The sequence below is a fragment of the Leptotrichia hofstadii genome, from assembly GCF_007990525.1.
GTDB lineage: Bacteria > Fusobacteriota > Fusobacteriia > Fusobacteriales > Leptotrichiaceae > Leptotrichia > Leptotrichia hofstadii.
In genome coordinates this window covers 567,387-592,621 of the sequence record NZ_AP019823.1, presented here as the reverse complement: position 1 = coordinate 592,621, position 25,235 = coordinate 567,387, and the positions used below count along the sequence as shown (strand labels likewise).

Here is a 25,235-nt window from a genome sequence, read left to right as displayed (position 1 = left end):
AGTATGAACAGAGTAAAATTTTCTTAAACATTGAATATTATCTCCTTTTTATCAATTAAAATATTAAGTTTTATCCTTTAATTAGAAAAATTTGTAATAAATTCATTATCTAAGACAGAGCTAGTGTTAATTATACAAAATCCCAAATTGCAGCATTACAAACAATATGATAAATGCAACTGAAAATCCAAGCAGTCCACCCGCAAGAACTTCCCTTATGCTATGAATTCCAGATTTAACACGGCTCTGTGCTACCAATCCTGCCATAAAAAAACCTAAAATTAATATTCTTATGTCAGATGTCATAAAAAGCAATATTCCAAAAGCTGCAAAAGCTATGGCACTATGTCCGCTCGGCATACCTCCTTCAAGAGGTGTACCTTTTTGAAAAAAGGATTTTAGGACGATTACTAAAATTCCAACCAGAAGTAATATTAAAAGTGTAATATTACCCTTTCTTCCCGCTATAATATGCAATTTGTTCGTACCATCAAAAACATCTAGCAATTTATCATAAAACAGCAAATATCCAACACAGACTGCATTTATCGCCGCAACCAATACTGCCCCAGCCGCCACATCCTTAGCCAATTTTGCAAGTGGATGCCGTTCAGGAGAAACCAAATCCACAAGCGCTTCAACGGCTGTATTTATAAGCTCCGTAATTATTACAAAGCACACCGACAGTGAAATCACAAGAATCTCCACTTTGCTCGCATTTATTAAAATTGCCAAAATCACGATAACAATTGCCGCAAGTATATGTACTTTCATATGCTTTTCATTCCGTAATGCCGAAATCATACCGTCAATCGCAAAATTAAAACTGTCCACAAGCCGTTTATCTCTTGCCCGTTCCTTCATTATATCCCAATTATACCTATCTTTCTTATGAAAGAATGAAAATATTGACTTTTTCGCCTTCTTAGTTTCTTTATCTTTATTTTCTCTATTTTTTTCTTCCAATTTTCTACTCCTTTCCATTTTTAATTACAGGTAAATTTATCTGCAATAATTAAATTTACTCAAAATTTCCTCTTCTCGTCTTCTCATAACAACTTTATCTTTCTCTTCAATGTGGTCGTATCCCAGTAAATGCAGCATTCCGTGACACAAAACATAATAAAATTCCCGCTCATCAGAATGTCCGTATTCACTAGACTGCTCTTTTACACGCTCGATTGAGATTACAATGTCTCCCAGCATATTCATTGCTCCGAAGTTTTCAGTTTCATTATAAGCAAAAGAAATTACATCGGTTGGAGTGTCTTTTTGACGATATTCACGGTTTATTTCCTGAATTTGCGCATTTGTTGTAATTAATAATGACAAATAATATTCATTTTTGTCAAATTCTTCCTTGTATTCATCCTTTAAGATGTAGCTGACAAATTCCTTTATTTTTTCTTCATCAAAAAAATTGTCAATTTGTTCAATATCATAAGTTATATCAATGCTTAACATAATTTTCTCCATTTTAGCTTTAATTTTTTTTCATTTTTTCATCCATTTTTGGATATTTTATTCTTTCGTGGTAAACACCTTGCAGTGTATTTATGAATGACTGCACTACGGTTTCTATTTCTCCCAAAGTTAAATCGGAATCACTTAGCTGCTTGTCTTCAATTTTGGATTTTACTAGATACCTGATAAAGTTTTCAATTCCTTCCTTGCTTTTGTTTTCAAGCGTTCTTGTAGCCGCTTCCACTGTATCTGCCAAAAGGATTATTCCTGATTCCTTTGTCTTTGGCTTAGGCCCGCTGTATCGGAAATTGCTTTCCACAACTTCTTCTCCATTTTCTAAAGCCTTGTAGTAAAAATACTGTGTCAGCGTTGTTCCATGATGCTGTAGTATTACATCCAGTATCTCACTTGGCAATTTATTCTCTTTTCCCATAATATATCCATCTTTTGTATGCGAAGTCAATATTAATGCACTTAACGACGGTTTTATCTTATTATGGGGATTGACTCCGTCCCGCTGATTTTCTACAAAAAATTCTGGACGCTTCATTTTCCCAATATCGTGATAATATGACGCAATCCTTGCAAACGTAGCATTTGCTCCTATACTTTCAGCCGCTCCTTCCGCAAGAGCTCCAACCATTATGCTATGATGAAAAGTTCCAGGAGCTTTCATAAGCATCTGTTTAAGCAATGTATGTGAAAAATCGCTCAGTTCCAGCAATTTCATCGTTGTCAGTATTTCAAAGTAATCTTCAAAGTATGGCAGCACCGCAAGCGACACCATTCCAGTCAGAATTCCTGAAAACACTGAAAATACTATCATTAACATCATCAAACCAAAGCTTGACTGGTTAACAAGCCCATAGCTAAACGACATCAAAGCCTGAAATATTCCCAGAAAGAAACTGAGTTTTACAATATCACTTCTGCTTACAAGATTTGCAGCCTTATAAATTGCAACTAGCGAAACTGCTATTGTAACTAGAAACCACGATTCTTCCCGTGACAGAATAATCATATTTGAAAACGTCATTATAATTGCGTATGCCCTGTTTCCCAAAATCGTCGATATAATCGGAAGCATTGCAAATGGAAGTAAATAAATAAAAAATTCATTGTTCAAAAACAAAATATAGATGGTGTTTACAAACATTATTGTGAGAAGTGTCGGATAAAACGCTTTCGATTCTACAACTTTTTTCGCGTTTTTTCTGAGTAAATAATAAATTAAAATCATAAGAAGCGAAAATGTAGCAGCAAGTCCAACTATTTTTCTGAACTTGTCTCCATTTCTTACCAGATTTAACTTTTCCAGCTTTAAAAGCGCATCTGAATCAATCGTCTCGCCTTTTTTTACAATAATGTCTCCTTTATAAATCTTAATTTCCTTATCCCTTAACGACATCATATTGTCTGCAATTTTTTTCTTTGTAGCCTCTTCATTAATAACCAGATTTGGCTTCATAAAATTTTGCAGAACTTTCATATCCAGATTATCAGCTTTTATATCTTTTTTTCGTATTATTTTTGACAGATTTTCCATTTTATAAATTCCATCACTATAAATTTCTGATATAATGTCCGTCAGATTTACAGAATACTCAACATTTTCAGTTCTTGCCTTTATTTCCTTAATATCCTCAACCGAAAACGTGTACTTATTATCTTTTATATACCCTTTAATCGCTGCATCATCAGATAAATTTCGTACATCACGTAAAAATTTGTTAAGCGAAATTATAGTTTCTCTATTCACATCCTTCAGTTTATCAAATTCAGGCTGCGTAGTCTTCATTATTTTTTCTTCAATGCTGTCGTCCAAAATATCTATAAAATAAGATACATTTTTATAAGCCACAATATCAGATTTTGCAATGCTGCCAACAACATAATTCACATTTAATCTCGACATTTCGATAATTATTCCAAATATCATAAATGTTATTGTCAAAATAATAAATCTGAACATGAACTTGTTTTTGACTTTATACTGTGTTTCTTTGCTTTTAGTCTTTCTTTCCTTCACTTCAAAAACAAATTCTCGCCCTAGTATATTTACTCTCATTTTCCCTTTCCTTTCCTAAATTTTATAAAACTCCCTTTTTACTTCATCTTTTTTAAAATTTCACTTTTACTTTCAACCACCTTGTTTCTTGGCAAAGTCGCTAAAAATTTTTTTCCGTACATTTTTTTTATTATTCTATTATCAAGAATTATAATATTTCCGCTGTCAGTTTTACTTCTTATAAGCCTTCCAACTCCCTGCTTAAACTTAATTACAGCCTGCGGAACCTGATAGTCATTAAATGGATTTTGTCCATTTTTTCTAATATTTTCAATAATCGCCTCAGTTACAGGATCATTTGGCACTTTAAATGGCAATTTTGTGATAATTACTGATTTCAACTGTTCTCCCTGTACATCGACACCTTCCCAAAAGCTGTCTGTCCCAAATAATATCGGATTTTTAGAATTTTTAAATATTTCTATCATTTCATGCCGTGGAAAATCATTTTGCTTTATAAGCGTATATTCCTTTTCTGAAAAACGTGATTTTAACTGGTTGTACAAAAAGTTCAAAGTACTGTATGAAGTAAATAATAAAAAACAGTGTCCTTTCGTACTTTTTATCACGCCTTCAATAAATTCTTCCAAATCCCTTATAAATTCAATATTTGTTGGATCAAGTGCATCTTCTGGAATATAAACTTTCATTTGCTTTTCATAATCGAATGGCGATTTTACAATTTTTTCATCTATTTTTCTACGATTTTCCTTCATAAGCCCAATACTTTTTTTATAATAGTCAAACTTATTGTCAACAGCAAGTGTTGCTGAAGTAAAAACCATCCTATCCATTTTTGTAAACAAATTATCATTCAGTTCATCTGAAATATCAAAAGGAGTAGCGTATAATTTTACATTTGGACGGACAGTAGTAACATTAGCCCAGTAAACATACCCTTCTTCTTTCCCTTCCAGAATAAATTCAAATTTCTTATAATACTGCTTCAATCTTTCATAGTATCTTGAAAATTCAAATAAAAAACCCTCTTTGTCTTCTAAATTATAATTGCTCACAGTATTCAAAAACTTGTTAATTCTTATAACTAAATTTCCATAACTTTCCTTAAATTGACTATTAATTTCCATAACTTCACGAAAAGCCTTATTACTTCGCATTTTCTGCTTATCAATCTTTATCTTGATTTCCCTGTTGTTATTATTTTCTGAAAAAAGATAAATCAATTTATCAAAAATATCTATTCCTTTATCGTAAAATACATTCAATTCCGCAATAACATCTTCCTTCAATTCATCAACTTTTTCATATTCTTCACTTGAAAGACTTTCGTTCAGATAAGTCATTAACCTTACGATAGCCCCACCATTACTAGAATTTACAACACGTCTATTATAAATATTCCCCATAAGCCGTCCAAATGATATTTTCGACGTTTCAAAAGTAAAATAATTTCGAGCCGTATCTTCTATATTGTGAGCCTCATCAAAAACAACAATATCATAATTTGGCAAAATTGAATAATTTGTATAAAATCCTGTCTGATTTCTAATTGCTAAATCTGCAAAGAACATATGATGATTAACAATAAGAAGTGTTGCATCCGCAATATTTTTTCTAGCATTAAAAAAGTGGCATTTTGAATAATACGGACACTTTACTCCTTTACACATATCCGCTTCACTATTCACTTTTTCCCAGATACTGTTTGAAATTTCGTATTTCAGTTCATTCCTGTCACCTGTCCTCGTAACATTTTTATCCCAGTCAATAAGATTTCTTATAATATTTTTTTCATTTTTTTCCTCTTCCGTATCTGTTTCCTTCTCTGTAACATCTATATTGTAAAGTTTTCTCTTGCAAAGATAATTCCCTCGTCCCTTTACGATCTGATAATTAAAATCCTCGTCAATAATTTTCTTTAAAAGCGGAATATCTTTATTAATAAGCTGTTCCTGTAAATTGATGGTATTTGTGGAAACAATTACCTTTAGATTATTTTCAATCGCGTAAAGCAATGTTGGCAATAAATAGGCAATCGTCTTTCCAGTACCAGTACCAGCCTCTACTATAAGTTTCTTATTCTCATTCATGCTATTTTCAATAAACTTAGCCATTTCATACTGCTCACGCCGTACCTCAAATTTGCCAAAATTCTTATGGATAGCCCCATTTTCTCCAAAATATTCATCCACATCTATTTTTATAAATTCTTTTAAAGGCACAATCACATAAATATCATCCACAGCATTATTCACAATGTATGAAGCTCCCCCAACTTCCCCATACATGCTGGAAATATTCACATCCTCATCTGATGGAATCAGCACCCCAGATGGATGATTATGTATTATAACTTCATTTTTTCTCATCATATTTAATAATGCAGCAACAGAGCTGGAATTTCCTCTTGCAATAACCTCGACTGCAGAAACAATCCCTTCTCCATCAGGAATCCCTCTGAAAAAGACTTCATTCCCACCAGATTCACTGATTTCCAGACGCATATCTTCCATTGCCTTTGCACTAATAAATTCAGCAATTTTCATCTTTCCTCCTATAGTAAAGATTTTACTATATAATAGGCTTTTTTTCAACTTTTCTTTTTAAAAATATAGAAAAAAGCCATTTGATATAATTTTAAAAATTATATAAACAGCTTTTTAAATTAGTTTTTAATTGTTAATTTCAATTTTTCAGGCTTTATTCGTTAATTGAACCATGCCCAGAGTTTTGAAGGCTACAGCTTTTATCTTTTCCATTTTCAGTATAAATAGCATCATTACCTTTCATGTGAATTGAGATATTTCCATTTGAATATCTTTCTCCACTACCAGATGTTGCTGAACTTAAAGTGTGAATTCCACCATAACCGTCAGCTACTTTTACTTTGTCTGTTGAAACGTTTTCAACTGTTATGTCTTGATAACCATCACAGCTGTATTTTCTTAGCAAGTTGCTGCTAGAACTTTGGTTGTAGCTTCCTGAGTTGTCACTTGCTGTCATAGAGCAGCTTTCATCACTTCCATTTTTTGTGAAGACTGCGTCGTTTCCTTTTATGTGAATAGAAACTCCTCCACCTGTGTATTCTTCTCCACTACCAGATCTTGTTAATTTCAGATTGTAAACTTTTCCATTTCCATCTGTCAATCTTACTTTGTCTGTTGAAAGATTTTGTACTGTCACATCTCTGCTGCTGCAGCTAAATTTTCTTGTTACATTTGATGCTTTTCTTGAAGATCTTGCTCTCACTGCTGAAAAACCAATAGAACTAAGAGCTAAAACTCCAACTAAAGCTGTTAAAATCATTTTGTTTGCTGATTTCATAACACTCACTCTCTTTTCTTCAATTTATTTTTTTATTATATGCTCAAACTCCTAAAAATGAAACATATAAGTTCTGTTTGAGAATAGCCCAAACTGTATCCATTTTAAAGTAATCTGGCTATAATAATTACATTTTTGAAATTTTTTGAATACCTTCTAAAATTTCAATAGGAGTATACCATACTTTTTTCAAATTTTCAATTATTTTATGAAAAAATTTTTCCATATTTTTAATCATAATTTAACCATGAAAAACAATAATTTCTATTTTTTTATTAGTTTTAAATCCTTTATTTATCGAAAAAAATAACATGTGTTACATTAATTTAGTAAAATTTTTCAAATATTAGTAAAAAATTTAAAGGAAAAAAAAAGAAATATCATGTATAATTCAAAAAAGGAGCATGCGTTATCCTGAATTAACGTAAATTTTTGATGAAGGACATTTTTATGAGAACAAATACAATTTTTACCTTGATTAAAGAGTATTTTTTAATTGGACTTGGAACTTTTATCCTGGCGTTTGGATTACATTTTTTCTTTTTCCAGAATAAAATAGCAAGTGGCGGAGTAACAGGGCTGGCACTGGTTGTCAATAGTATTTTTAACATTTCAACAGGATTCTTTGTTGCAGTTAGCAATTTTATCCTGTTTACACTTGCGTTTATTGTAATCAGTGGGCAGTTTGGTATAAAAAGCATTTATGCTACGGTAATTTTATCCGTTTTTCTTTCATATTTTGAAAAATTTTACCCTAACTATGCTCTTACTCACGATTTAATTTTAGCGACAATTTTTGGAAGCGCATTATGTGCTTTAGGAATAACGATTATATATTTTTATGAAGCTTCTACTGGCGGTACTTCAATCATTGCAAGAATTCTTACAAAATATTGCCACATCAGTTACGGAATGTCTAGCTTCATCGTAGACGCAATTGTTACTCTTTTAGCGATTTTCGCCTTTGGAATTGAACTGGGACTTGTGGGACTTTTAAGTGTTTATGTAACAGGATTTATCATTGACAAGTTTATTGAAGGATTTAATTCACGTAAGCAGATTATGATTATCACTTCAAACAAGGACATCGTGCTAAACTACATTTTAAAAGACTTTGACAGAGGCTGCACTGTGCTTAAAGCCGTTGGAGGCTATTCTGGAGCTGAAAAGGATATTTTACTCACAATTATCGAAAGAAGGCAGTTCATTCAGCTAAGAAAATTCCTAAAAATTCACGATCCAACTTCCTTTGTAACAGTAACCGACACAACAAAAGTTTTTGGAGAAGGTTTCGATCAATTACATTAATTTTTACATTTCACAAAAAAAGAGAAAGCCAATTACAATAATACTTTATTACAAAAGGCTTTCTCTAACACCTATTTATTTTTTCAAATAACTCTTTACTATTTAGTATCCTTACAATAAATACTTCCATTTGCTCTTTCATAACATGTTCTACCATGCTCAACACTTCTACGATGTGCTTCTTTCCACTCATTACTATCAAAAAGGCTACAACTAACAACAATCATTCCAAAAATTATCATTAATATTACTCTAACTATTCTTGTTCGCATTTTCAACAACTCCTTTTCATTTATTCTCAGTTTAGTTAGTAAGTCCTGTTTCCATACTTATCTTCACAATAAAAAGTTCCATTAGATTTTTCGTAACATTTTTCTCCATTTTTTACTCGCTCTCTGTGTGCTTCTCTCCACTCATCAGCATCAAAAAGACTGCAACTAACAACAATCATTCCAAAAATTATCATTAATATTACTCTAACTATTCTTGTTCACATTTTCAACAGCTCCTTTTTCAATCTTTATTCCCTATTTATTATAGTATACCTTTAGAATTAATAAAAATCAATTTTTTCTTATTTTATTTAGTATCAGTTCTTTTGACGCAGAAGCATCGGATGCCATACCTCTTATTTCACAATAACAGTTATAATGACCTATCATTTAACACTAATAGCGAAAGTCCTATTTAACGTAAAACCTTCTTATTTGACTACTTGAAGGTAAATTCAAAATAAATGTTGATAATAACTTACATTTTTTGATATAATATGAGAAGATAAATTTTTAATTGCTAAAATTGCATGTAATGAAAGGACAAATTAAGAATGATTAATGTTTTAAAGGGAATGAAAGATAGATATTCTGACGATGTAAAAAAATATGACTTAATTGTTGATACAGCAAAAAATGTATTTGAAAAATATGGATTTGAACGAATTATAACACCTATTCTGGAAGAAACTGAGCTTTTTAGACGTGGTGTTGGAGATGAAACAGATGTTGTTTCAAAGGAAATGTACGAATTTACAGACAAAGGCAACAGAAATGTTACAATGCGTCCAGAAGGTACCGCTGGAGTCGTGCGTGCCTATTTGGAAGCTGGTTTCCACAAATCCTCTCCAATTGTAAAATGGTTTTATCATGGTCCAATGTACCGTTACGAAGCCCCACAAAAAGGAAGATTCAGAGAATTTCACCAAATTGGTATTGAAATGTTTGGAGTCCGTTCTGCTTACCTTGATGCAGAAATCATCCGAATGGGATGTGAATTTCTTGAAAAACTTGGAATTACTGGCTTAGTTGTGGAAATAAACAGTCTAGGAAATATTGAATCAAGAAAAAAATACATTGATGATTTAAAAGCATTTATGGAAAAAAGGCTGGATAAACTTAGTGACGACTCAAAACGAAGATATGCAACAAATCCGCTAAGAGCATTAGATTCAAAGGATAAAGGCGATCAGGAACAATTTATCAATGCCCCGAAATTATACGACTATCTTGATGAAGAAAGTAAAAATTATTTTGAAGATACAAAAAAATATCTTGAATTGATGAATGTTAATTATGTGGTAAATGACAAGCTGGTGCGTGGACTTGACTATTACTCCGATACAGTCTTTGAGATAAAATCCGACAAATTAGGTTCGCAGGCAACTGTACTGGCTGGAGGACGCTACGACAGGCTCCTTGAAATACTTGGAAATGCAAAAGTACCGGGAATAGGATTTGCGGCTGGAATGGAAAGAATTGCAATGCTTATGGACGAAAATTTGATTGCAAAAGAAGAAAGCAAGATTTACGTTATTTATTTTGACGAAACAAAAGAATATTTTGTAAAAATAGTAGAAGAACTACGAAAAAATGGAATAAAAGTCAACTTTGACTACAATCCAAAAAGTTTTGGAGCCCAAATGAAAAAGGCAAACCGTGAAAATGCAGACTATGTATTGATTTTAGGTGAAGATGAACAAAAAGAAAATGTAGTTACAATAAAGAAATTTAGTACTGGAGAACAGGAAAAATACAGTTTTGAGCAAGTTTTGAAACATTTTGAAAGAAAGAGTCTTGAAAAATAGGGGGGCTATGGGAAATTTTATAAATTTTTTAGCTATTATTTTGGGTAGTTTGATAGGATTTTTCGTAGGCCATAAATTTAAAAATGAAATGAAAGATCTTATAATGGAGTGTGCCGGACTATTTATAATAGTTGCTGGTTTGAAAAGCACGATAAATTCAAATCGAGATATTATTGTTTTAATTTATCTGATTATCGGTTCGATAATTGGACAAATCATAGATATTGATTTAAAATTAAAAAATTTGGGATTATTTTTGGAAAAAAAACTTAATTTTGCTATCAAAAATTCAGAAACTAATGATACTGAAAAAAGTTTTGCAAAAGGCTTTTCAACTGCTACAATTTTATTTTGTACAGGAGCAATGGCAATTGTAGGAGCAATAAACAGCGGACTTACAGGTGACGATACAACGTTAAAGATAAAAGCAATTTTAGATGGAGTAATTTCCATCGTTATAACATCTCTATATGGAATAGGCGTTATGTTTTCAGCTGTTTCAGTTTTTATTTACCAAGGATTTTTCTATCTTTTTGCTAATTATCTAAAACCATATTTAACTGAAAAAACAATTTCAGATATAAATTTTCTTGGTGGAATAATGGTTATGGCAATCGGAGTAAATTTATTATTAAAAAAAGAAATAAAAATTGCAAATATGTTGCCGGCATTATTTATACCAATTATTTTAGAGATTTTTATATAAATAAATTAAAAGAAATTTGAATATAAAGAAAGGAAATAAAATGTACAGAAATTATAAATTAAATGAATTAAGAATGGAAAACATCGGAGAAGAAGTTGTTTTATCTGGATGGGTTTCAAAAGTTAGGGATTTGGGGCATTTCACATTCATTGATTTGCGAGATAGATATGGAATTACTCAAATTTTAGTAAATGAAGAAGTTTCAGGAAAAGAACTTTTTGAAGAAGCTAGAAAATTAAAAAATGAGTGGGTTATAAAAGTTACTGGAAAAGTAGCTGAAAGAAGCAGCAAAAATAAAAATATTCCTACTGGAGATATTGAAGTTGAAGCAAAAAATATTGAAATTCTGAGCCGTTCTAAACAATTACCATTTGAAATTGATGAAACAGGAAATCTTAATGAAAATATGCGTCTAACTTACAGATACCTCGATATAAGACGTCCAAGAATGTTAAATAACATTATAAAAAGAAACGATATGCTGTTTTCAATTAGAAAATTTATGAATGAAAATGGATTTTTAGATATTGACACTCCTATTTTAGCGAAAGCCACTCCCGAAGGAGCGAGAGATTTTGTTGTTCCAAGCCGAATAAACAAAGGCGACTTTTATGCTTTGCCGCAATCTCCACAGTTATTTAAGCAAATACTTATGGTATCGGGTGTTGATAAATATTACCAGCTTGCAAAATGTTTTAGAGACGAGGATTTAAGAGCCGACAGACAGCCTGAATTTACACAATTGGACTTGGAAATGTCGTTTATTGAGCAAGAAGATATTTTAAATGTGACAGAAGCACTTGCAAAACAAGTATTTAAAGATGTTACAGGCATTGAAATTACTGAAAACTTTGAAAGAATGAGTTATGATGATGCAATGAATTTTTATGGTTCAGATAAGCCTGATTTAAGATTTGACATGAAATTAATTGATTTATCCAAAGAAACACAAAATTGTGGATTTGGAGTATTTGAAAATGCAGTAAAAGATGGTGGAAATGTAAAAGCGATTGTTGCTCCAAATGCTGAAAAATTTTCAAGAAAATACATCAAAGATTTAGAAGACTTTGTAAAAACATATTTCAAAGCAAAAGGACTAGCTTATATCAAAATTAATGAAGATGGTGAAATTAATTCTCCAATTGCCAAATTTTTTACCGAAGAAAAACTGGCTGAAATTACTCAAAAATTGGAAATTAAAAATAATGAAATTGCTTTAATTCTAGCTGATAAATACAAAATTGTCCACGACGGACTGGGAGCATTAAGACTAAAACTTGGAGAAGAACTAGAATTAATTGACAAAGATTCTTTCAAATTCCTATGGGTAATTGACTTCCCAATGTTTGAATGGAGCGAAGAGGAAAATAGATATAAGGCTCAACATCATCCGTTTACTTCAATAAAGCAAGAAGATAGAAAATATCTTGATTCAAATGAGCTTGATAAGATTAAAACAGATTCCTACGATATGGTTCTAAACGGTTATGAAATCGGTGGAGGAAGTATCAGAATTCACGAAGAGGAATTACAGGAAAAAGTATTTGAAAAATTAGGGCTTAACAAAGAAGAACAACAAGAAAAATTTGGCTTCTTTTTGGAAGTTCTGAAATATGGAGTACCACCGCACGGAGGTCTTGCCTTTGGAATCGACAGATGGCTTATGGCAATGCTAAAAGAAAATTCTATAAAAGAAGTAATCCCATTCCCTAAAACAAATAAAGGACAGGATTTGATGACAGGAGCTCCTGCTGAAATTGAAGAAAATATACTTGCAGAAGATTTAAGATTGAAATTATTAGAAACTGAAAAAGAAAATTAGTAATTTTAAAAAGAATTAAGGTAACTAAAATGAGAAAATTAAAATATTTGATATTATTTTTATTAAATATTTTGTGTTTAAATGTATTACAATTGGATATATTATAGGTAATATTGAAAATGGTGATGCATATTTTTAACCTAAAAACTGAAAGGAGAACTGTCTAAAATGATTATAATATTTGGAACAAAAAATAAAATAAAAAATCTAGGCGTAGTGGGAACATACGAATGTTCTCGATGTCACAATTTATCAGACTTAGAGTTTATAAGTACACAGCAATGGTTTACGCTTTTTTGGATACCTGTTTTTCCAATAAGCAAGAAGCAGGAATTTATGAAATGTCCGATTTGTCACCAAGCCTATGAAGTTCCTAAATAACATCATTATTAATAAGCATATTTATTCAAAAACTGTTTCAGTATTGTAAATGAAGCAGTTTTTTTTATTTCCAACCTAGTTATAAACCTCTTTAAAATTGGAGTCATATCGTATTTTTAAATTTAAATAAAAGAAATAAATTCTCATTAAATATTAGGAACATCGAATAGAAATATTTTTAAAAAGCTTGAACAGTAGAGATATTTCAGAAAAGCAGCTTTGAAATAGATAATCACTCATCCTTGAAAACAAAAAAAGGCAAGAACGCCTTAATCCTTCCCTATCAAAGCTTCCCTGCCTAAGTTGCCCATATTCCCCACAATAACATGCTGTCCAATACTTTATGCCTCATTGCTTTAAACTCTTATGAAATTTTGCAAAAAAAAATGGCGTCCCCGGTTGGACTCGAACCAACGGCCCTCTGATTAACAGTCAGATGCTCTAACCGGCTGAGCTACGGAGACACGCAAAAGAAAAAAGTTTGGCAACTGCCTATTTTCCCGGGACGAATCCAAGTATCGTAGGCGTAAGCAGACTTAACTGCCGGGTTCGAAATGTGACCGGGTGTATCCCTGCTGCTAGCATCACCAAACTTCAAAAAACTAAACTGTCTAGCTAAGACAATGGGAAATAAATAGTAGCAGTAAAAGATTGACTAAAAAGCAGATGTAATATTAGTACCAGTCAGCTGAACGCATTGCTGCGCTTGTACCCCTGGCCTATCAACCATGTGTTCTCCATGGATACTGCGAACACTCATCTCAAAGCCGGCTTCCCGCTTAGATGCTTTCAGCGGTTATCCGTCCCAGACGTGACTACCCAGCCATGCCACTGGCGTGACAACTGGTACATCAGAGGTCTGTCCAACCCGGTCCTCTCGTACTAAGGTCAGATCTTTTCAGTATTCAGGCGCCTGCAGTGGATAGGGACCGAACTGTCTCACGACGTTCTGAACCCAGCTCGCGTGCCTCTTTAATGGGCGAACAGCCCAACCCTTGGGACCTTCTCCAGCCCCAGGATGAGACGAGCCGACATCGAGGTGCCAAACACTTCCGTCGATATGGACTCTTGGGAAGTATCAGCCTGTTATCCCCGGGGTAGCTTTTATCCGTTGAGCGACGGTCCTTCCATACGGAACCGCCGGATCACTAACTCCCACTTTCGTGCCTGCTCGACCCGTCAGTCTTGCAGTCAAGCTCCCTTATGCGTTTGCACTCCTAGGCTGATTTCCATCCAGCCTGAGGGAACCTTTGAACGCCTCCGTTACTCTTTGGGAGGCGACCGCCCCAGTCAAACTGCCCATCTAGCACTGTCTCCGCTTCCAGATTAGAATTTCAACGGCATATGGTTGGTATTCCAACGGCGACTCTGTTAAAACTGACGCCTTAACTTCACAGTCTCCCAACTATCCTATACACACACAGCCAAAACCCAATGCCAAACTACAGTAAAGCTCCACGGGGTCTTTCCGTCCTACTGCAGGTAGCCGGTATCTTCACCGGCATTACAACTTCACCAGGTCTCCAGCCAAGACAGCTCCCAAATCATTTCACCATTCGTGCAGGTCGGAACTTACCCGACAAGGAATTTCGCTACCTTAGGACCGTTATAGTTACGGCCGCCGTTCACCGGGGCTTCAATTCGGAGCTCTCACTCCTCCTCTTAACCTTCCGGCACTGGGCAGGTGTCAGCCCATATACGTCGCCTTTCAGCTTAGCATAGACCTGTGTTTTTGGTAAACAGTTGCTTGGGACTCTTCACTGCGGCCTGTTTCCCCTTGAGGCGCTTCTCCTCGCGGTATGTCGGGCACCCCTTCTCCCGAAGTTACGGGGCTATTTTGCAGAGTTCCTTAGCTAGAGTTATCCTGTCGGCCTTAAGTTTCTCACTCTGTCCACCTGTGTCGGTTTACAGTACGGGCGCTGGTTCTCATCGATAGAAGTTTTTCTCGGCAGTGTAGGATCTGCGGCTTATGCAAGATGCACTTACCCGTCAGGTCTCACATTTAGGCATGCGGATTTTCCTGCATGCCCATGCTACGCCCTTAGAAAGGCTATTCCGTCAGCCTTCCCGCATACCTTCCTGCGTCACTCCGTCTCTCAGGCGATAACAGCGGTACAGGAATATTAACCTGTTTTCCATTCGCCATCACATTTTTGCTTATGCTTAGGTCCCGACTTCCCCAGGGCGGACAAACCTTCCCCTGGAAACCTTGGACTTCCGGCCGGCGGGATTCTCGCCCGCCTTCTCGCTACTCATTCCTGCATTCTCACTTCTGATACCTCCAGAACGGCCTTGCGGCATTCCTTCAACGGCCTACAGAACGCTCTCCTACCAGGCGTGCAGACACGCCTCCGCAGCTTCGGTTTATGTCTTAGCCCCGTTACATCTTCGGCGCAGATACTCTCGACCAGTGAGCTGTTACGCACTCTTTCAAGGCATGGTACGCTTCTAAGCCAACCTCCTGGTTGTCTGTGAATATCCACCTCCTTTCCCACTTAGACATAATTAGGGACCTTAGCTGGCGGTCTGGGCTGTTCCCCTCTCGTCCGCGGACCTTGTCATCCGCGGACTCACTCCCCGACTATTAATATATGGTATTCGAAGTTTGCTTGATTTCGGTAAGCAGTACGCCCCCTAGACCATACAGAGCTCTACCCCCACATATCTTGACGTCAAGGCTGCACCTAAATGCATTTCGGAGAGAACGAGCTATCTCCTAGTTCGATTGGCTTTTCACCCCTAGACCTGCCTCATCTCCCAACTTTTCAACGGCGGTGAGTTCGGCCCTCCACTGAGTCTTACCTCAGCTTCAGCCTGGACAGGCCTAGATCACTAGGTTTCGCGTCTATGGCCAGCGACTTGTCGCCCTGTTAAGACTCGGTTTCCCTTCGGCTCCGCTTTATTAACCTTGCCACTGATCATAACTCGCAGGATGATTAACCAAAATCCACGCAGTCACGCGTAAAGCGCTCCTACCGTTTGTAAGCACACGGTTTCAAATTCTGTTTCACTCCCTTGCTCAGGGTTCTTTTCACCTTTCCCTCACGGTACTCTTCACTATCGGTCAACAACAGTATTTAGCCTTGCGTGATATGGTCCACGCTGATTCACGCCAGATTCCTCGTGCCTGACGCTACTCGGGTGCTTCCAGTCACCATATGCATTTTATGTTCTACAGGACTATCACCTTCTTTGGTCCAGCTTCCCAGCTGGTTCCACTTACATGCATACAGCTTAAACATTATGACAATCCGTTAATGGAAGTCCCGCAACCCCGTGCCAGCAACGCTGTCCGCTTGGCACTGGCACGGTTTAGGCTTTTCCCCGTTCGCTCGCCACTACTGAGGGAATCGTTTTTACTTTTCTTTCCTCCCGCTACTTAGATGTTTCAGTTCGCGGGCTTACCGTTTTCACGCATGCCCTCCAGGCATGCAGGTTTTCCCATTCGGAGATCCGGGGATCAACGATTATGTGCATCTCCTCCCGGCTTATCGCAGCTTATCACGTCCTTCGTCGGCTGTTGTTGCCTAGGCATCCTCCGTGTGCCCTTGTCAGCTTTTTATCCAGAATAACTTTTACTCCAGTTTCATTGTAATCTTTTACCTACTATTCATTTCCCATTGTCCTAAAAATTAATTGGTGGAGATAAGCGGGTTCGAACCGCTGACCTCTGCCTTGCAAGGGCAGCGCTCTCCCAACTGAGCTATATCCCCAAGACATAATATGGTGGGCATGGCTGGACTCGAACCAGCGACCCCTGCGTTATCAGCACAGTGCTCTAACCACCTGAGCTACACGCCCATAAGATATGCGAAGAAGCAGTGCAGTGAATTAGCTCCTTAGAAAGGAGGTGATCCATCCGCACCTTCCGGTACGGATACCTTGTTACGACTTCACCCCAATCACTGTCCACACCTTAGATGCCTTCCTCCTTGCGGTTAGACCGGCAGCTTCAGGTGCAGACAACTCTCGTGGTGTGACGGGCGGTGTGTACAAGACCCGAGAACGTATTCACCGCAGCATTGCTGATCTGCGATTACTAGCGATTCCAGCTTCATGAAGTCGAGTTGCAGACTTCAATCCGAACTTGGACCGGCTTTGAAGATTCGCTGGGCGTTGCCGCCTCGCAGCTCTCTGTACCGGCCATTGTAGCACGTGTGTAGCCCAGATCATAAGGGGCATGATGACTTGACGTCATCCCCACCTTCCTCCTGCTCTTCGCAGGCAGTCTCGCCAGAGTCCCCAACTTAATGATGGCAACTGGCGATAGGGGTTGCGCTCGTTGCGGGACTTAACCCAACATCTCACGACACGAGCTGTCGACAGCCATGCACCACCTGTCTCCACGTTCCCGAAGGCACTGCCCGCTCTCGCAGGCATACGTGGGATGTCAAGATCTGGTAAGGTTCCTCGCGTTGCGTCGAATTAAACCACATGCTCCACCGCTTGTGCGGGTCCCCGTCAATTCCTTTGAGTTTCAGCCTTGCGGCCGTACTCCCCAGGCGGATTACTTATCGCATTTGCTTCGGCACGGACACTCTTCATGCCCACACCCAGTAATCATCGTTTACGGCTGGGACTACCAGGGTATCTAATCCTGTTTGCTCCCCCAGCTTTCGCACTTCAGCGTCAGTTGCCGTCCAGTGAACTATCTTCATCATCGGCATTCCTGCACATATCTACGAATTTCACCTCTACTCGTGCAGTTCCGTCCACCTCTCCAGCACTCTAGCCAGGCAGTTTCCAGGGCAGGCTTGCGGTTGAGCCGCAAGTTTTCACCCCAGACTTGCCTGGCCGCCTAGATGCCCTTTATGCCCAATAATTCCGGATAACGCTTGCGACATACGTATTACCGCGGCTGCTGGCACGTATTTAGCCGTCGCTTCTTCTGCAGGTACCGTCACTTCCTTCTTCCCTGCTGAAAGCACTTTACAATCCGAAAACCTTCCTCGTGCACACAGAATTGCTGGATCAGGGTTGCCCCCATTGTCCAATATTCCCCACTGCTGCCTCCCGTAGGAGTAAGGGCCGTATCTCAGTCCCCTTGTGGCCGTCCACCCTCTCAGGCCGGCTACCTATCATCGCCTTGGTGGGCCGTTACCCCGCCAACAAGCTAATAGGACGCAAAGCTCTCCCGCAGCATCTCTTTTCATTGCCGGGCACATGCGTGCCGGCAACTGTATCAGGTGTTGTCAGTCGTTTCCGTCTGTTATCCCTGTCTGCAGGGCAAGTTCTTTACGCGTTACTCACCCGTCCGCCTTGGCTAGCCTGTGCAAGCACAGATTCGCCAAAGACTTGCATGTGTTAAGCATTCTGTCAGCGTTCATCCTGAGCCAGGATCAAACTCTTCATTCAATATATTTTACATATATTTAAGTTCCACCTTCGTCTTGACGAGAATCTTGTTTTACAACAAGAGCTCTTGACTGTTATTTATCTTTTACACATTATTGCTTCTTCTATTCTTATCTCAATTGTCCTGCGACACGATTTCGTATCGACAGGATATATATTATCATAACTGGATTTATTTGTCAACTACTTTTTTTCAAAAAATTTGTGTTTTTGAATATTTTTATTCGTAGTCTATTTTTTATTTCTTAGAAAGTGCTTTAAAATCTAAGTTTAATTTGTATTATGTACAATATTTTGTACTTTAGAAGTTTTACCTTCTTTTCAAGTCCTTTTTATTTTTGAATTTTTTGTAAAATCATTTTTATAGCTTCACTTATATCTTTCACTTGTGCTAATTCCTTATCTGTTATCCATTTAGAAACATCACTATTTATGTATCCTAAAGATTCTAAAGCTAACTTTAAATCTTCTTTCATTAATAGTAATTTTGGATTTGATGTGTTTGATGTTATTAATTTACCTGATGATATATCACTGATTTCTTCTATTGTTTCTGTTAAATCTAGTTTTTTTACTTTATCTTTTAAGTCTAAAATTATTTTTTGGGCTTTTTTTATTCCTAGCCCTGGAACTCTTGTGAAAATCTTTGATTCATTTTCATTTACAATATCAATAATTTCACGTGTATTAAATGTCGATAGTATTGCAATTCCAAGTTTAGGTCCTACACCGCTTATACTTATTAATGCCTTGAAAAGTTCTCTTTCATTTTGGGTTTTGAAGCCATATAATGAAATATCGTCTTCCTTTACATTTGTATAAACGTATAATTTTTCATCATTTCCAATGTTATCTAATTTTTCAAATGTTTTTAAGGATACATATACTTTATACGCCAAACCATTTATATCTAAGGCTACATAATCAATTTTTTTTATTGTTAATTTTCCAGAAATATATTCAAACATTTATTTCCTTTCTTTATAATATGTTATAACTATTTCTATATAATATAATTTCTATTATTACAATTTAACGAGCTCTACTTTTTTAATATTTTCTTCTAAAAACATAATACCGATTTCTTTAAATTTTTCCTGTCCATCAGTTACATAATAATTTACTTCTTCATTTTTAAGAGCATCGTTTTTTAAAAATTTATTTTTTTGTAAAATACTTTTTAAATCTAAAGCTGTTTCTTTTGCTGGATCTACTATTTTTATATCAGGATAAATTTTACTAATTGCATCTTTTAACAAAGGATAATGAGTACAACCTAATATTAATGTGTCGATTTTCTCTTCAAAATCATCAAGATATGTTTTTATTATTTGATTTACTAATTTTCCACTTAAAATCCCTTCTTCTACTGCTGGTACAAAAAGCGGACAAGCTTTCTGAAAAACTTTTACTTTTGGATTGAAAAGCTTTATTTCTTCTATGTATTTTTCTGATTTTATCGTTGCTTTTGTTCCTATCACCCCAATTTCATTACTTTTTGTAGTATTTATCGCCGTTCTTGCACCTGCTTCAATTACTCCTATAATAGGAATTTTAAATATTTCCTTCAACTCCTTTAAGGCTAGTGCCGTTGCTGTATTGCAGGCTACTACGATTGCACTCACATCTTTTTCTAGCAAAAATTCAACTATTTCTTTTGAATATCGAATAATTAATTCTTTTGTTTTTTCTCCATACGGAACTCTTGCAGTATCTCCAAAATAATATATTTTTTCATTTGGGAGGACTTTTCTAATTTCTTTTAATACTGTTAGCCCCCCAATTCCAGAATCAAATACACCAATTGACATTGTACTTCCTTTCTTTGTATATTCAAAATGTTTATCTAAAACAATAAAATTGAGCCGTTAAAAAACAGCTCTATTTTTATTTCAGTTTATTTCATAATTAATTCTCCGCTATAAGTCAATGTACCATCAGTTGCAACGTATGTTCCTACAATTTTTCCACGGCTTTCCTTAGTCACTCCTGAATTAAGGTTGACTGAATAAGTTAAGTTTGGACGCTCGGTTGCAGTTATTTCCACATCCTTTGTCGGATAGAGATTATATTTAACATCTTCTATTGTTGCTGTTGCCACAACATCATTCTTATTTATGATTTTCATTTTTTTACCAGCTGAATTGTTATGATTTTTTCCAAAAATCATATTGAAAAACTGATCTACTTTACTATTTCCTTTGGAATTTTTACTAGTTTCCGTACTGTCAGTATTATGGGTACTTTCAACATGTCTTGAAGTATTAGTGTTCATGCTTGCTTTTCTTGCATATCCGTTAGCGTAATAATCATTTATTTCCTTTGCTCCAATTGCGTTTCTGTCCTTAGCTCTGTTTGAACCAAGAATAATAGCAATCATTCTGTCATTTCCTCTGTTTGCAGTCAAAACTATATTGGAACCGGCAGCATCGTGATAACCTGTTTTTATTCCGTCCACTCCCAGCACATTTCCTAAAAGTGAATTTGTTGAAGTTACCTTTGTATTTCCGTTGTCTACATAATCCGTCTTATTTTTTGAAAAATTCAAGTATTCACTGTAATCTTTTAATGTTATTTGAGCAAGTTTGTACAAATCTTTTGCGTTTCCCTGATCCATGCATGAACCTGTATAGCTAGGCGGCAATCCGTGCGGAGAACAGTATCTAAGAGAATTTAGTCCATAACTTCTAGCTTTTTCGTTCATTGAATGCACAAAGTTTGAAACATCCCCTCCGACATACTCGGCAAGAGCGTATGCCGCATTATTTGATGATTTTATAATTGTTGCCTTTAACAGATCTCTTACTGTATATTGCTTTCCAGCAGTTAATTTTATTCCATACGGAACTGAAGCGGCTTTTGCTGAAACTGTTACCTTATCTTCGTATGAAATTTGTCCATTTTTTATTTTATCCAATGTTAATATTGATGTCATAATTTTTGTTACCGATGCCAGAGGTCTTACAGCTGAACTGTTGTCCTCTTTTATAATATTTCCATTAATATCCCCAATCAAGAGCGATTTGTAGTCATAATAATCTTCTCCGCTAGCAAACGAAAGTGCTGAGACTGTTAAAAATGCCATGGATATAATTATTTTTTTACTTCTTCTACCAATGTTTAACTTTTTTTTCATTTTTATTCCTTTTAACCTCTTTTCATTATCTAAATAAATTTACCAAAATGTATTTTAACACTCGTTTATTAGTTTTTCATTTGTGAATTTCTTGATAAAATCTGTTTCTCTTGATTTTTTTATATTTTCCGATTATTTTTAAACTGCAAAGTTGACATTAATTTTAGATTATAACCACTATAATTAGCCTAATTTACAACTCTTCAAAATATTTAAATATTCCTGACAAAAACATTTTCACTATCTTTAAATTTTTAATTAGTATAAAATTTATTATTTTTTATAAAAATTATGAAAATATCTACAACTTTTAAAACTCAGATAAATTTCATCTGAAGTTTTTCTTGAGTAAGGATATTTCAAGCCTTGACAACTTCTATTTTCCAACAAAATCTTTATTTACACTGTAACGCAGGCATAAAAACCGAAGAAACTGTGGAATAAAAAAAGAAAAATCCAGATTTACAGCAGGAATTTATACACGGTGGAAACAAAACTAAAAAAATGAAAAAGGTAACTGAATACCTTTTTGGTACTGTATTACCTTGCTTTGTAAAAAATTGGCAAAAAAAATATGCTACCCTTGTGATAGCATATTTAAAAAGGAGTTGAAGAAAAAACTTCTTTTTTAAGAGAAAGCCAGTAAAAATGGGCATAAAATTTAATTTGGAGACCAACAGGAGACCAACCTCGAAAAGTAAAAAAATGAAGTCGCTATTTATGGGGGGTTGCGAGTACCAAGAAAAATACCACTACTTTTGCAATTTTAAAACAAAAAAATCTAGCTAATAAAAAAAGGATTATTCAAATTTGAGTAGTCCTTTTTTGATGTAAATTATTTTGTAGCTGATTCAATTTCTTTGTAAAATATGGTATAATTATATTACCAATCCAAAGGCTAGTAGTGTATTTCATAATGGTACTACTCCATAAAAATTTAATAATGCAACCACTTAGAATTGGGAATACAACCAAAAGTAACCAAAAACACAACCAATTTTAATGGTTGCAAAATGCTAAAGAATACAGCAATAATAAGGGTTAAAGGTAACAACCGAAAATAAAATTTTATGGAAAAACGCGGAAAAATTTGCACCCTTTTTTCAAAAATGCACCCCAAAGCAAAAGGATGCAAACTATCAAATAAGCCTGTAATTATGGTATATTGAAACGGTAACCAAAACCAAATAATAATGGCAAAAAATGGCAGTAAAAACCAAAATGCACCCACTAAAAAAAGGTTGCAAATTGTACAGGAACATGAAAAATTGGAAAATCACGGAAAAAATACAGCCAAAAGCGAACGAACGTTGGGACGTTCAAAATACATTACAGCATAGAAATTATAAGGGTTAAAGGATAGCGTAAATAATGATTGGTTATGACAAAAAATGAGACAACGAACGTTAAAAACGAGCGAACGTTGGAAATAAAATTATAATTGAACTTGAATAAATGGGCCTGATGTAAAGATTTGGCTTTTTTTATTGCTTTTTATATATTTTAAGTGTATAATATATGTATAATATAAATATTAAGGAGTGATAGAGATGAGCGCAACAACTATAAATATAGACGATACTACTAAAAAAGAAGCACAGGAGTTATTTAAGGACTTAGGAATGAACTTAACTACAGCGATAAACATATTCTTAAAACAGGCAATAAAAGAACAAAAGATACCTTTTGAAATTAGGAATCCACGCCCAAGACAAGAGTTATTGGCCGCTATTAAAGAGGCAGAAGAAATGGAAAGAACTGGCAAAAGGGGAAAAGTTACCCGAAAAGAATAAAGACCATTCTTTGATAGGAGACTATGTAGGACATCGTGAGTGTCATATAGCGCCTGATTGGCTGTTGATATACAAGATAACAGAAAAGGGCTTGATACTGTTATTGACAGATACAGGAACTCACAGCGACCTGTTTGGATAAGATAAACGAATCACAGTTATTAATTTAGCTGTGATTTTTTTATGCAAAAATGAAAAGGTACTTTGGGGAGACTTTTTTGCCCTGTGGGTCTGGCGAGTCCCAATTAATTTATACACGCTATTATTTTCAAATTTCATTTCCGTTCCATTTTTTTTAAATCAAATAAATATCCAACATAGCTTATTTACGTACTTGCAAGCAATTTTACCATTTAATAAAAACGGAAATAATTAATTATTAACAAATTTAAAGCGATTTGAGAACATTTTACATCTTAGCCATAGTTTTATATCAAAAAGTTTACAAACGAACGTGAGCGAAACGCTAGCCACCTTAAAATTGATTTTAAGAACAAGTGTTGAAATGTAAATTATAAAAATCTTACTCCAAAAAATTATGGAGTCAAATTATAAAAGCTGATGCGAAAAATTTCCGTATCAGCTAAAAGCTCCCCTAATATTTCAGGAGGGATATTTTTCGTGCAATAATTTTTATGAAACCTTAAATTGAAAACTTTTAGGAAATTTTTTAAAATTCTTTAAATAACTTAAAAATCAGTCTTTAATACAATTATAGAAAATTTGGCAAAATATGAAAATTTAAGGTTTCGTATTTTGGTTGGCTGGAATTTTAGCAGACCTATTCAAAAACGATGTGAGTAAAATATTTTACCTGCGTACTTCACAAAGAAGAACGCCGGAGCTACTACTTAAATTTAAGTAACAGCTAAAAATATCCTATAAAAACGCGAATAGCCTGTAAAAATTAAAAATAAAAATAATTTTTTAATGAAAATTAAGCGATTTAAGATAGATTTATACCCTAGCCATAGATTAATACCAAAATTTAATTTAGTGAACGTGATACCCCCTCTACGTTCGTCTGTGAACGTCTGAGAAATAAATTGTGAAATAGAAAATATAAATTACTAAAAAATACTAATTTTTTAAAACTGGAAACACTAAACTTGAATTAGGGTATAAAAAAACTCCCTAAGTTAGATTTATGCAGTACGGATATAAAAACTTAACAAAAGCCAACAATTTAATTTCTATTAACATTAAAAAAATGTTTTATTTTTTAATTTTTACAAGCTATTCGGGGAATTATAGAGAATTTTCAAAAGGCCCAAATGTAAATTAATTGTCTGTAAGTTTCACAATGCTGTGAGCTTAAAAACAAGCTGTGGAAGTATTTTGATAAGTTAGGCAATAAATTATCAAGGAATTGAATTGAAAGCGTGTATGGGCTTGTATTTCGTTTATATGGGGTTGTGTTTCACGAGGAAACGAAAAAAATTATTATTCACAATACGGAAAGTTTACGCATTAGGTTATCACTTATTTATGCTGGAAAAAGTTATAAGGGAAATTGTCGAGCTTTGTCGGTATAATTCTGAATCACAAACAGTGATTCAAAAAATAACTAGAATAAAATCATTTTCGCCACTTGTGGCGAAGTCAAATAGGTAAGATGTATCGCTTATTAATTTTTCCCACAAATGGAGAAATAAAAACAACCAAAGGGGAGTTTATCCCTATTGGCTGTATTCAATGATTATTCACGACCTAAGTTTAACATAGCCCGTTATCTGATATATAAATTTTATATACTGGCTAACAAAAGATAACACAGTAGATTTAATCTACACACTTCAAAGGGTGTCATTTTAACGGACTCCCTTAACAATCCGTT

The 25,235-nt window shown here is 34.9% G+C and carries 19 protein-coding genes, 3 tRNA genes and 3 rRNA genes; 9 read left to right on the top strand and 16 right to left on the bottom strand.

Going from position 1 to position 25,235, the window contains the following annotated elements:
- Positions 1–126: 126 nt before the first annotated feature.
- The 5 genes from FVE77_RS02870 to FVE77_RS02850 form a co-directional block, all read right to left on the bottom strand.
- The gene (locus FVE77_RS02870) at positions 127–984 is read right to left on the bottom strand and encodes a diacylglycerol kinase (protein ID WP_051254461.1); all 858 of its coding nucleotides are present in this window, start codon (positions 982–984) and stop codon (positions 127–129) included.
- Positions 985–1,002: 18 nt separating this feature from the next.
- A complete protein-coding gene (gene ybeY / locus FVE77_RS02865) occupies positions 1,003–1,464 on the bottom strand; it encodes an rRNA maturation RNase YbeY (RefSeq protein ID WP_408610396.1) in 462 nt (153 codons plus the stop codon).
- 19 nt (positions 1,465–1,483) lie between these two features.
- Positions 1,484–3,532 (bottom strand): HD family phosphohydrolase, encoded by a 2,049-nt coding sequence (locus FVE77_RS02860; RefSeq protein WP_026745568.1) that lies wholly within the window; start codon positions 3,530–3,532, stop codon positions 1,484–1,486.
- Between the two features lie 38 nt (positions 3,533–3,570).
- A complete protein-coding gene (locus FVE77_RS02855) occupies positions 3,571–6,039 on the bottom strand; it encodes a helicase C-terminal domain-containing protein (RefSeq protein WP_026745567.1) in 2,469 nt (822 codons plus the stop codon).
- Between the two features lie 154 nt (positions 6,040–6,193).
- Positions 6,194–6,817 (bottom strand): MliC family protein, encoded by a 624-nt coding sequence (locus tag FVE77_RS02850; RefSeq protein ID WP_006804936.1) that lies wholly within the window; start codon positions 6,815–6,817, stop codon positions 6,194–6,196.
- 450 nt (positions 6,818–7,267) lie between these two features.
- On the opposite strand from FVE77_RS02850, the gene FVE77_RS02845 reads away from it, so the two are divergent.
- Positions 7,268–8,125 carry a YitT family protein gene (locus FVE77_RS02845; RefSeq protein WP_026745566.1) on the top strand — a complete coding sequence of 286 codons (858 nt, stop codon included), beginning with the start codon at positions 7,268–7,270 and terminating at the stop codon, positions 8,123–8,125.
- A gap of 98 nt (positions 8,126–8,223) precedes the next feature.
- On the opposite strand, the gene FVE77_RS12610 is transcribed toward FVE77_RS02845, so the two are convergent.
- Positions 8,224–8,397 carry a hypothetical protein gene (locus tag FVE77_RS12610; RefSeq protein WP_026745565.1) on the bottom strand — a complete coding sequence of 58 codons (174 nt, stop codon included), beginning with the start codon at positions 8,395–8,397 and terminating at the stop codon, positions 8,224–8,226.
- A gap of 35 nt (positions 8,398–8,432) precedes the next feature.
- A complete protein-coding gene (locus tag FVE77_RS12605) occupies positions 8,433–8,591 on the bottom strand; it encodes a hypothetical protein (protein WP_036087633.1) in 159 nt (52 codons plus the stop codon).
- Positions 8,592–8,951: 360 nt separating this feature from the next.
- On the opposite strand from FVE77_RS12605, the gene hisS reads away from it, so the two are divergent.
- The 4 genes from hisS to FVE77_RS02825 all read left to right on the top strand — a co-directional run bounded on the left by hisS (position 8,952) and on the right by FVE77_RS02825 (position 13,114).
- Complete coding sequence (hisS, locus tag FVE77_RS02840) at positions 8,952–10,205, top strand: histidine--tRNA ligase (protein ID WP_026745563.1); 1,254 nt, start codon at positions 8,952–8,954, stop codon at positions 10,203–10,205.
- A gap of 7 nt (positions 10,206–10,212) precedes the next feature.
- Positions 10,213–10,911: a DUF554 domain-containing protein gene (locus FVE77_RS02835; RefSeq protein ID WP_026745562.1), complete on the top strand. Its 699-nt coding sequence runs from the start codon at positions 10,213–10,215 to the stop codon at positions 10,909–10,911.
- Between the two features lie 40 nt (positions 10,912–10,951).
- Positions 10,952–12,733 carry an aspartate--tRNA ligase gene (aspS, locus tag FVE77_RS02830; RefSeq protein ID WP_026745561.1) on the top strand — a complete coding sequence of 594 codons (1,782 nt, stop codon included), beginning with the start codon at positions 10,952–10,954 and terminating at the stop codon, positions 12,731–12,733.
- 168 nt (positions 12,734–12,901) lie between these two features.
- Positions 12,902–13,114, top strand: coding sequence for a zinc ribbon domain-containing protein (locus FVE77_RS02825; protein ID WP_026745560.1), 213 nt, complete (start codon positions 12,902–12,904; stop codon positions 13,112–13,114).
- Between the two features lie 387 nt (positions 13,115–13,501).
- Here the strand turns inward: FVE77_RS02825 and FVE77_RS02820 are convergent.
- The 9 genes from FVE77_RS02820 to FVE77_RS02780 form a co-directional block, all read right to left on the bottom strand.
- Positions 13,502–13,578 (bottom strand) — tRNA-Asn (locus tag FVE77_RS02820).
- 15 nt (positions 13,579–13,593) lie between these two features.
- Positions 13,594–13,706: ribosomal RNA gene (gene rrf / locus FVE77_RS02815) — 5S ribosomal RNA — on the bottom strand.
- 62 nt (positions 13,707–13,768) lie between these two features.
- Positions 13,769–16,676: ribosomal RNA gene (locus FVE77_RS02810) — 23S ribosomal RNA — on the bottom strand.
- A 75-nt stretch (positions 16,677–16,751) separates the two neighbouring features.
- Positions 16,752–16,827 (bottom strand) — tRNA-Ala (locus FVE77_RS02805).
- 11 nt (positions 16,828–16,838) lie between these two features.
- Positions 16,839–16,915 (bottom strand) — tRNA-Ile (locus FVE77_RS02800).
- Between the two features lie 42 nt (positions 16,916–16,957).
- Positions 16,958–18,469: ribosomal RNA gene (locus FVE77_RS02795) — 16S ribosomal RNA — on the bottom strand.
- The 16S, 23S and 5S rRNA genes sit together here with 3 tRNA genes alongside, the layout of an rRNA operon.
- A gap of 332 nt (positions 18,470–18,801) precedes the next feature.
- Complete coding sequence (gene ruvA / locus FVE77_RS02790) at positions 18,802–19,437, bottom strand: Holliday junction branch migration protein RuvA (RefSeq protein ID WP_026745779.1); 636 nt, start codon at positions 19,435–19,437, stop codon at positions 18,802–18,804.
- Positions 19,438–19,494: 57 nt separating this feature from the next.
- Positions 19,495–20,280 carry a glutamate racemase gene (gene murI / locus FVE77_RS02785; RefSeq protein ID WP_021769273.1) on the bottom strand — a complete coding sequence of 262 codons (786 nt, stop codon included), beginning with the start codon at positions 20,278–20,280 and terminating at the stop codon, positions 19,495–19,497.
- Between the two features lie 86 nt (positions 20,281–20,366).
- The gene (locus FVE77_RS02780) at positions 20,367–21,605 is read right to left on the bottom strand and encodes a D-alanyl-D-alanine carboxypeptidase family protein (protein WP_026745780.1); all 1,239 of its coding nucleotides are present in this window, start codon (positions 21,603–21,605) and stop codon (positions 20,367–20,369) included.
- Between the two features lie 1,193 nt (positions 21,606–22,798).
- Between FVE77_RS02780 and FVE77_RS12440 the strand changes: the two genes are divergently transcribed.
- The 4 genes from FVE77_RS12440 (at position 22,799) to FVE77_RS12955 (ending at position 25,012) form a co-directional block, all read left to right on the top strand.
- Positions 22,799–22,945 carry a hypothetical protein gene (locus tag FVE77_RS12440; RefSeq protein ID WP_154669750.1) on the top strand — a complete coding sequence of 49 codons (147 nt, stop codon included), beginning with the start codon at positions 22,799–22,801 and terminating at the stop codon, positions 22,943–22,945.
- A 210-nt stretch (positions 22,946–23,155) separates the two neighbouring features.
- Positions 23,156–23,398, top strand: a complete 243-nt coding sequence (locus tag FVE77_RS02775) for a type II toxin-antitoxin system RelB/DinJ family antitoxin (protein ID WP_036087762.1) — start codon at positions 23,156–23,158, stop codon at positions 23,396–23,398.
- Positions 23,304–23,540, top strand: coding sequence for a type II toxin-antitoxin system YafQ family toxin (locus FVE77_RS02770; protein ID WP_081690294.1), 237 nt, complete (start codon positions 23,304–23,306; stop codon positions 23,538–23,540). The genes FVE77_RS02775 and FVE77_RS02770 overlap by 95 nt, the downstream gene beginning before the upstream one ends.
- Positions 23,541–24,886: 1,346 nt before the next feature.
- Positions 24,887–25,012 carry a hypothetical protein gene (locus FVE77_RS12955; RefSeq protein WP_269472243.1) on the top strand — a complete coding sequence of 42 codons (126 nt, stop codon included), beginning with the start codon at positions 24,887–24,889 and terminating at the stop codon, positions 25,010–25,012.
- Positions 25,013–25,235 lie beyond the last annotated feature (223 nt).